The sequence below is a fragment of the Stenotrophomonas sp. HMSC10F07 genome (genome assembly GCF_001807895.1).
Lineage (GTDB): Bacteria > Pseudomonadota > Gammaproteobacteria > Xanthomonadales > Xanthomonadaceae > Stenotrophomonas > Stenotrophomonas sepilia.
In genome coordinates this window covers 1-2940 of the sequence record NZ_KV791405.1, presented here as the reverse complement: position 1 = coordinate 2940, position 2940 = coordinate 1, and the positions used below count along the sequence as shown (strand labels likewise).

Genomic DNA, 2940 nt, shown 5'->3' with positions numbered 1-2940 from the left:
CGTAGTTGGCTTCGTAGCCGAGCACGCGGTCCAGTTCCAGCGGGTGGCCAATCGACTCGTGGATGGTCAGCCAGGTGTGCGACGGGTCGAGCACCAGGTCGTACTTGCCCGGCTTCACCGACGGTGCCTTCAGCTTTTCCTGCGCCTGCCGGGCGGCGGCGATGGCGTCTTCCTTCATGTCGTAGGAAGAACTGTAGTTGACCACGCCATTCGGGCTGACCACCTTGCCCGCGGCGGCGCCGTCCAGGTATTCGTAACCCAGGCCCATCGGCGAGGACAGGCCCGATCGGGTGCGGAACTTGCCGCTGCTCTTGTCGATGGCGGTGACCGTCATCGGCGCCCAGATGCGGTGCACGTCCTGGTCGATGTAGGAGCCATCGGTGGAGGCGAAGTACTTCTGCTCGTTGACCAGGAACAGCATCGAGTTGACGAAGCTGGCACCGGCGCCCATTGCGGCGGCGTTGACGTCCAGCAGCAGGCCGACCTTGTCCTTGATCGGCACCTCCATCGCATTCTTGCGGATCGGCGTGCGCCAGCTCACCTCACCCACGCCCGGTGCCTTGGCCAGCTGCACCGGTGCGGTCTGCACGCCGGCATTGGCCTTGGCGATCGCCGCCGCCTGCTGCGCGGCCCTGGCCACGTCGGCGGTACCCAGTGCGTTGGTGGCGGCGAAGCCCCAGGCGCCGTTGACGATCACGCGGATGCCGACGCCGGTGGACTCGGTGTTCACCACGTTCTGCACCTTGTCCTCGCGGGTGATCACGAACTGCCGCAGGTAGCGGCCGATGCGCACGTCGCAGTAGGTGGCACCGGCCTGGCGGGCGGCGGCCAGCGCCGCATCGGCCAGGCGCTTCTTCAGCCCCAGGTCCAGCGTGCTCTGCAGCTGCTCGGCGGCGATCACCTTGCCGAAGAAGGAGGGCACGATCAGCCCGCCCGCGGTAAGCCCGGTCAGGGCCAGGAAGTCACGTCTTTGCAAGGCTGCTCTCCATGTCGAAGGATGGGTGGCTCAAGCGCCGAGACTGCGCGCGGTGTTGATGATGTTGATGCCGTTGAAGCGGGTGGTGGACGAACCGTGCGAGACCGCCGAGACCTGGCCCGGCTGGCCCTTGCCGTCGAAGAACGAGCCGCCCAGGCGGAAGTCGCGTTCATCGCAGATGGCGGTGCAGGCATTCCAGAATTCCGGCGTGCGGATCTGGTAGGCCGCATCCTCGACCATGCCGGCGATCTTTCCATCCTTGATCTGGTAGTACAGCTGGCCGCCGAACTGCGCGTTGTAGCGCTGCTGGTCGATCGAATACGAACCGCGGCCGTGGATGTAGATGCCGTTCTCCACGTCCTTGATCATGTCCGCGACGCTGAGCGGTTGCTTGCCCGGCGCCAGCGAGACATTGGCCATGCGCTGGAACTGCACGCTGGACCAGGAATCGGCATAGCTGCAGCCATGCGATGCATCGCGGCCGAGGATGTGGGCTTCATCGCGGGTGGCCTGGTAGTCGACCAGGATGCCGTCGCGCACCAGGTCCCAGCGCTGGGTCTTGACGCCCTCGTCGTCGTAGCCGACCGCACCGAGGCTGCCCGGCTGGGTCTTGTCGGCGAAGAAGGTGACGATGTCGCTGCCCCAGCGGAAACCGGCATCGCGCTTGTCCAGCGTGGCGAAGCTGGTTCCGGCGTAGTTGGCTTCGTAGCCGAGCACGCGGTCCAGCTCCAGCGGGTGGCCGACGTTCTCGTGGATGGTCAGGAACAGGTTGGACGGGTCCAGCACCAGGTCGTACTTGCCGGGCTTCACCGACGGCGCCTTCAGTTTCTCGCGCGCGTGGCGGGCGGCCGCAATGGCGTCCTCGACCGGGTCGTAGGAATCGCGGTAGGCGGTGATGCCACCGGGCAGCTGCACCTTGCCGCGCGCATCGCCATCGAGGAACTCATAGCCCATGCCCATCGGCGAGGACAGGCCGGCGCGGGTGCGGAACCTGCCGCTGGCCTTGTCGATGGCGGTGGCGGTGAACGGCAACCAGATGCGGTGGATGTCCTGGTCGATGAACGAGCCGTCGCTGGAGGCGAAGTACTTCTGCTCGTTGACCAGGAACAGGGTGGAGTTGATGTAGTCGGCGCCCGCATCCAGCGCAGCGGCATTGAGGGCCAGCAGCAGCTCGACCTTGTCCTGGATCGGCACCGCCATCGCGTTCCTGCGGATGGGCGTCTGCCAGCGCACTTCACCGACGGGCGGCGTGGGTGCCAGTTGCACCGGGCGGGTCTGGATGCTGGCGTTGGCGCGGGCGATCGCCGCAGCCTGCTCGACCGCTGCGCGCACGGCGGCCTCGGTCTGCTGATGGGTTGCAGCAAAGCCCCAGGCACCGTTGACGATCACCCGCACGCCCACGCCGGACGATTCTCGGTTGGTCACATTGCCGACCTGGTGCTCGCGGGTGATGACCGACTGGTTGAGGTAGCGGCCGATGCGCACATCGCAGTAGCTGGCCTTGGCCGTGCGTGCGGTGGCCAGCGCGACCTCGGCCAAGCGCCGGCGCTGGGCGGTATCGACCGGCGCCAGCAGCTGCTCGGCGGCGATGGCACGGGAATGCGGCAGCAGCAGGCCGGCCAGGCCCAGGCCGGAAAAAGCCAGGAACTCACGTCGTTGCACAGCGTTTCTCTCTCTCGCTTGCGTGCGGTCGGCAACGCGCCGGACCGATCACGTCAACTCCTTGACTTTCGCCAGCGCGGCGCAACCGGGCAAGTGACTGCAGTCATGGTTGGGTGGGTTTCGGCAGGGTTTGCAGCCCTGCACCTGCTTCAAGCCAGGGCAACGTCAACGTCAAAAGCGGGCATTCCGTGAGTGGGCGGGGCGGTGTCGGATTGCGGGGACGCCGTGAATCCGTCCATGGGGGCTCGGCAGCCGCATCCATGCGGCTGACTGATCTGGCCCCCCGTCAGCGGACGCCAAGA

At 66.7% G+C, this 2940-nt stretch carries 2 protein-coding genes; both read right to left on the bottom strand.

Annotated elements, in window-relative coordinates:
• A partial coding sequence (locus tag HMPREF3114_RS21475; RefSeq protein ID WP_305366807.1) for a TldD/PmbA family protein occupies positions 1 to 976 on the bottom strand: 976 nt, incomplete at its 3' end.
• Between the two features lie 30 nt (positions 977 to 1006).
• Entirely contained in the window at positions 1007 to 2638 is a 1632-nt protein-coding gene (locus tag HMPREF3114_RS12400; protein WP_053497960.1) for a TldD/PmbA family protein, read from the bottom strand.
• Between the last annotated feature and the right edge of the window lie 302 nt (positions 2639 to 2940).